The following is a 6,000-nucleotide window of genomic DNA, read 5'->3' as shown; positions in this document are numbered from 1 at the left end:
ACGGTGCCAGCCCGCACCCCCACCCGGCCACCCCATAGAATACACTGACTGGTTTGGCCGGGTGGGGGTGCGGGCTGGCACCGCACTTCGCAAAATACTCCTACCCGATCGCTTGGCCGGTCGCTTCCCAGTCTTTCAGGAAAGCGGCGATGCCGGCGTCGGTCGAGGGGTGGTTGAACAATTGCATGAAGATCTTGGTCGGCGCGGTGCAGACGTCGGCGCCGATCTTCGCCGCTTCGACAATGTGCATCGGATGACGAACGCTGGCGACGAGGATCTCAGTCGAAAAATCATAATTGTCGTAGATCATGCGGATGTCGGCGATGAGGTCCATGCCGTTGAACCCGACATCGTCGAGCCGACCGACAAATGGCGAAATGAAGCTTGCCCCGGCCTTGGCGGCGATCAGCGCCTGCGCCGCAGAGAAGCACAGGGTGACATTGACCATCGTGCCGTCGCTGGTCAGCGCCTTGCAGGTCTTGAGGCCCGCGGGGGTGAGCGGCACCTTGATCGCGATATTGTCGGCGATCTTCCGCAGCACTTCAGCCTCGCGCATCATGCCGTCATGATCGAGCGCGATGACCTCGGCCGAAATCGGGCCCGACGTGATCGTCGCAATTTCGCGGACCGTCTCGATGAAGTCGCCGCCCGACTTTTTGATCAACGATGGATTGGTGGTGACGCCGTCAAGCAGACCAGTATCGGCAAGCTCACGAATTTCGGAAATGACGGCGGTGTCGGCGAAAAATTTCATGTCGGCCCCTTGGCTCCAGCGCTTAGTCCATCGATAGCGGGACGGGCCGCGAAGGTCATCCGATTCGAGAGGAAGCACCTGCGATGACTGAGCATGTCCTGATCGACAATGCCGATGGTGTGCTGGGGATTACGCTGAACCGCCCGGAGCGTCGCAACGCGATCACGGTGGCGATGTATGCCGCGCTGGCCGATGCGATCAGCGGGGCGGCGGGCGACGCCAGTGTCAAGCTGATCACGCTGCGCGGCGCGGGCGAGGATTTTACCGCGGGCAACGACCTCAATGATTTTCTATCGGCGCCGCCCGGCAGTCGCGGGGACGATATCCCGGTGTGGCGAATGTTGCGCGCGCTGGCCAACAATGACGTCCCGATCCTGGCGGCGGTGCATGGCAATGCAGTTGGTATCGGGACGACGATGCTGTTTCATTGCGACCTGGTGATCGCCGAGCAGGGCGCCAAGCTGCGGATGCCGTTCGTTGACCTGGGATTGGTGCCCGAGGCGGCGAGTTCATTGCTGATGCCGCGCCTGTCGGGGCGGCGCGCGGCGGCGCGGCATATCCTGCTGGGTGAACCGTTCGGGGCCGACGAGGCGATGATGCTTGGGGTGGCGAGCCATGTTGCGCCGGCGGGCGGGCTCGACGCCGAATTCGCGCGGGTGCGCTCATTGGTACTGGCCAAGCCGGCACAGGCCTTGCGGATGACGCAAAAGCTGCTGCGCACGGCCGATCGTGACGAGGTGATCGAGCGGATGACGCTTGAGAATGGCCATTTTTCGGAGCGGCTGACGTCCGACGAGGTCAAGCAGGCGATCGGTGCTTTCTATGCCAAGCGCGCGGCGGCCTCCGCCAACTGATCAGTCGGCGATCCACACCTGCTTGGTACGGGTCAGTGAGATCGTCGGGCCCGGCACGATCAGCAAGCTGGTTGCCTGACTGTAACTGACCGACAGGATCAGCGACGTCGCGGCGGTCGTCGTCCCATTCTGCTCGCTCGGTCCGGCCGTCGGCGTTGCTACGGTGAACGTGCCGACGCCGTTGCCGGTGCCATACACCTTGTCGAGCATTCGCTGGCGGATCGCAGCGTCGCTCGGGCGCGGAAAGATGGTCGCATAGCGCGCGCCTTCGCCAAGCGCATGCTGCATCCCCGACACCGCCTGGAACACGAACCCTGCCTGAAAAATCATCCAGATCATCTGAATAAAAATCGGGAAAGCGAGGGCGAATTCGATTGCGCTTACGCCCGATCGGTCGCGGATGAGTCTCCATAGCCGGGTCATTGGGTACGAATCCCGTTTGTTGCAGTGAGCGTATACGTCCCGTCGCTGTTCATTCCGGTGAATGTCGCCGGGATGATCGGGGTGTATTTGTCCCACAGGCTGATTTCGATGTAGCGCACTTCGGTGCTGTTGTCGGTGCACTGGGTGGCATAGTTGGTCGAGACGCCGGCGCAGGTCATGGTGAAGGCGACGGTCACCTGGCTGACGGGTATTCCCGCCGCTGCCGCCGCTTCGTTGCGGATGGTGTCGTCGACCGTGTCCTCGCCAGTGGTCTGCATGATTTTTTCGACCGCGCGTTGCGCTGCCTGTTCCAGCACCAGCTTGCGGCCATAGGCGGCGCTGAGATCGACGACGCCGACAATCATCGTCGCCAGGATCGGGGCGATGAAGGCCAGTTCGATGATCACGCTGCCGCGCTGGTTGCGCGCCAGATTGCGCGCAGGGCGGCGGATGAAGCGGCGGGCCATCAGACGGTCAATCTCACGAGGCGTCCACCATCATAGGCTGCCGGGCCATTGCCCCCGCAATCCTTGGCGAACTTGTTGCTGGTCGAATTATTGCCGCTGAAGATGATCCGGCGCGTCACGAAGCGCGTGCAGATCGCGGTCAGCGTCCCATTGCCGTTATAGGTCAGTTGCTGCTTCGGGAAGTAAAGCGCCCCGGTGATCGTGCTGCCCGATCCGCCATTGATCTGGTTGGGGTTGTTGATGTCGGTGGCGCGGCGATCCTGATAGATGGCAATGTCCTTGAAATTGCCCGTTGTTGGCGCGGTAAGGGTCATGAGCGCTTGAGCGTTCATCTTGAACGTGCCGATCGGCGCTGTGAGTGACGGGTTCGAGTTCGTCAGGACGATCGTCACATTGGTTCCGGTCAAGGTGCCCTGAACATTCACGTCGCCAGCGTTGATGTAATAGGTTCCGGCAGGCAGGTTGAGGGTTCTGTTGGATCCGACAGAAAGTGACGAGAAGCAATTGGCGACATTGCCAAGAGCGTCCTTCACATTGTTGAGATTGGTGTTCTCGTCGAGCGCAACCGCCCCCGCATTATTGCCATTTCCCGACCCGACCGCGCACTTCAAGGCCAATGGGTCAACATTCACATTGGCATAGGGATCACCGATAGCGGTGACGTAGGGATCATATTTTCCGACGTGCCAGTTATTCGAGCTCTGGATGCCGCCGACCGAGGCGATGACGGTCGCCGTCATGCTGGAACTGCCGTTGGCGGCGGCCGAGTTTGCGGCGGGATCATTGGTGATCATCCCGCAATCCATCTCGACCGCGGAATTACCGGTGCCGATGATGCCCGTATTGGCGGGATTGCTCTCCAGCGCGATCAGGCAATATTGATCATGCCCCGGAACACTCCCGGCGGTGGCCGTGGCAGTGATTGGCGGGGTTGAGCCGAAATAGCTGCTGAAGGTCAGGCTGCGCGAGACGGTCAGGGTGACCTGGACCGGAAAGAGCACCTTGTTCACCGTGTCATCGGCCAGCAGGACTACCGGGCCACGGGTCGTTCCGTTGGTGCAGGCGGTGGCGCCAGTGCCGGAGATGGGCATGCCAGTGTGCTGGTTCTTCAACAGGTCGGTGCAGACCGCGTTCTCGACCCCCGACTGGTTGTTCGTCAGGACGCGCTGGTAAACGCCTGCGATGGCGGCCGAATCGGCGGCACGCTGAAGCTCTCGCTTCCACAGCACCCACTGGATCGTATCGACCGCCAGACCGGCAAAGCCGATCAGCAATGGGAAGGCCGCAGCCGCGATCAGCAGGAAGTTGCCCCGCTCGTTCCCCAGCAGTTTGCGCAAGAATTTGACCATCTAATATCCCCGGGACGTCATCCGTTCCGGCAAGCCAATAGACGGGTTAAGGTGAGCGAAACGTTGTCGCGACTGGTTAACGCCGCACTGACCTTCTCTGCCCTGTCCCCTTGCGGTACAGCGTGTTGTTCCTATAATACAGCGGGAAGGCGCTTGCAGCGACCGGGATGGGCGTCCATTTCGTGGGCCGACAAGCGAAGACGAGGAAATTATGGCCAGCGACCCTACCGCGACCACGACTACGACGGCGACGAAGCTCAAGCTCGATCCGCCGGCCCCGCTCCAGCCATTGGTAGCAACCGAGGCGGCGGGACTGGTGCCGCTCAAGGCCGAGGAGACGAGCGAGCTCGACAGCAGGGTCGACAAATATGTCGAGGAGCTGGCGGCGCTCGACAGCAATTCGCCCGAGTTCGGCAAGAAGGTCGACCAACTGACCACCATGGGCCGCAAGGAAATCGCCGACGCGGCGGGCGCATCGAACCGCTTTCTCGACCGACCGGTGAAAGCGATCGATTCGGACAGCGGGATCGGCAGCGACCTGACCGAGCTTCGCCGCACGGTCGAGGCGCTCGACCCCAAGGGCGCAAGCAAGCCGCGCAAGCTGCTTGGCATCATCCCGTTCGGCAAGTCGGTCGACCGCTATTTCGACAAATATCGAAGCTCGCAAACGCATATCTCGCAGATCCTGAGCAGCCTGGCCAACGGCAAGGACGAGCTGCTGATGGACAATGCGGCGATCGACACCGAGCGCGCGAACCTGTGGAAGATGATGCACAAGCTGGAGCAGATGATCCACATCTCCAAGAGCCTGGACGGCAAGCTGGAAGACAAGGCCAACGAGCTTGACGCTACCGATCCCGCGAAAGCCAAGGCGATCCGCGAAAGCGCGCTGTTCTACACCCGCCAGCGGACGACCGACTTGCTGACCCAGATGGCGGTGAGCGTTCAGGGCTATCTGGCGCTCGACCTGGTCAAGAAGAATAATGTCGAGCTGGTGAAGGGAGTCGACCGCGCGTCGACCACGACGGTGTCGGCGCTGCGCACGGCGGTGACCGTGGCGCAGGCGATGACCAACCAGAAGCTGGTGCTGGAGCAGGTCACCGCGCTCAACACGACGACCGCGTCGATGATCGATTCGACCGGCGAAATGTTGCGCACCCAGACCGCGGCGATCCACAGCCAGGCGGCGTCGTCGACGATCCCGCTCGAGACACTACAGCGCGCGTTCCAGAATATTTACGACACGATGGACCAGATCGACAAGTTCAAGTTCGAGGCGCTGGCCAACATGAAGCAGACGGTCACCACGCTGGGCTCCGAAGTCGAAAAGTCGAAGGGCTATATCGCGCGGGCCGAAGGGGTGAACCAGGGCAGGATCGAAAGCAGCGCGTCGCCGCTGACCCCGATCGAGGCGCGCTAGGACCATGACGACGGACAAGGTCGAACGGGCGATTGCGCGTTTCGACCGCATTACCGAGACGCTCGATGCGCGCGGCGGGACGAGCCGTGAGGCGGCAAAGCGCGAGCGCCAGCGGCTCAACCGCGGGCTTGGCCGGACCGCGGGGCGCGTCGGCGTGGCCGTGGTCGCGGTGGGGGTGCTGACGATCGTCGTGGGCATGCTGATGCCGATCGGGATGTTCGGTTTCCTGGCGGCGGTGGCGCTGGCGGTGGGGATTGCCGCAATCCTGATCGCGATGCCGGTGCGCGAGGGGATCGCGCCGCCATCGGTGACGCCGGACCTTGCCAACGGGCCAATGGTCGACCGCTTCGACAGCTATTTGTTCCGCAGCCGCAAGGCCCTGCCCGCCCCGGCTCAGGCCGAAATCGACCAGATCAGCGCGATGTTGCCGCGGTTGAAGGAAACGTTGGTGCGGGTCGAGACTCTCGATCCCGCAGCACAGGACGCGCGGCGACTGATGTCGCTGCACTTGCCCGGGCTGATCGATCGCTATGCCAATGTGCCGGCGGGGTATCGCGGGGAGAGCGATGGCGAAGGGGTGAGCCTTGAGCAGAGGCTGGTCGACGGGCTGGCGGCGGGGCGCGCCAAACTGATCGAAGTGGCCGACAATCTGGCCCGCGCCGATGTCGCCGCGTTCGAAACGCAGGGGCGGTTCATCGAAAGCCGCTATGGCGAGGGCGATGGCGTTTGAGTG

Annotated in this window: 7 protein-coding genes; 3 read left to right on the top strand and 4 right to left on the bottom strand. The window is 62.5% G+C overall.

Annotated elements, in window-relative coordinates:
- Positions 1–100: 100 nt before the first annotated feature.
- The gene (fsa, locus tag U1700_RS14195) at positions 101–754 is read right to left on the bottom strand and encodes a fructose-6-phosphate aldolase (protein WP_332753334.1); all 654 of its coding nucleotides are present in this window, start codon (positions 752–754) and stop codon (positions 101–103) included.
- A gap of 83 nt (positions 755–837) precedes the next feature.
- Between fsa and U1700_RS14190 the strand changes: the two genes are divergently transcribed.
- A complete protein-coding gene (locus U1700_RS14190) occupies positions 838–1,608 on the top strand; it encodes an enoyl-CoA hydratase (protein WP_332753333.1) in 771 nt (256 codons plus the stop codon).
- Here the strand turns inward: U1700_RS14190 and U1700_RS14185 are convergent, their stop codons facing one another.
- Genes U1700_RS14185 through U1700_RS14175 form a run of 3 tightly spaced genes read right to left on the bottom strand, consistent with a single transcriptional unit; the run spans position 1,609 to position 3,847 of the window.
- Positions 1,609–2,031, bottom strand: a complete 423-nt coding sequence (locus tag U1700_RS14185) for a TadE/TadG family type IV pilus assembly protein (protein ID WP_332753332.1) — start codon at positions 2,029–2,031, stop codon at positions 1,609–1,611.
- On the bottom strand, positions 2,028–2,498 hold the full coding sequence (locus tag U1700_RS14180) for a TadE/TadG family type IV pilus assembly protein (protein ID WP_332753331.1): 471 nt from the start codon (positions 2,496–2,498) through the stop codon (positions 2,028–2,030). The genes U1700_RS14185 and U1700_RS14180 overlap by 4 nt, the downstream gene beginning before the upstream one ends.
- Positions 2,498–3,847, bottom strand: a complete 1,350-nt coding sequence (locus U1700_RS14175) for a TadE/TadG family type IV pilus assembly protein (RefSeq protein WP_332753330.1) — start codon at positions 3,845–3,847, stop codon at positions 2,498–2,500. The genes U1700_RS14180 and U1700_RS14175 overlap by 1 nt, the downstream gene beginning before the upstream one ends.
- A gap of 211 nt (positions 3,848–4,058) precedes the next feature.
- On the opposite strand from U1700_RS14175, the gene U1700_RS14170 reads away from it, so the two are divergent.
- Positions 4,059–5,267: a toxic anion resistance protein gene (locus U1700_RS14170; protein WP_332753329.1), complete on the top strand. Its 1,209-nt coding sequence runs from the start codon at positions 4,059–4,061 to the stop codon at positions 5,265–5,267.
- 4 nt (positions 5,268–5,271) lie between these two features.
- Complete coding sequence (locus U1700_RS14165) at positions 5,272–5,997, top strand: hypothetical protein (RefSeq protein ID WP_332753328.1); 726 nt, start codon at positions 5,272–5,274, stop codon at positions 5,995–5,997.
- Positions 5,998–6,000 lie beyond the last annotated feature (3 nt).

It is taken from the genome of Sphingomonas sp. RB1R13 (assembly GCF_036663775.1).
GTDB lineage: Bacteria > Pseudomonadota > Alphaproteobacteria > Sphingomonadales > Sphingomonadaceae > Sphingomicrobium.
This window is presented reverse-complemented; position numbering and strand designations above follow the sequence as displayed.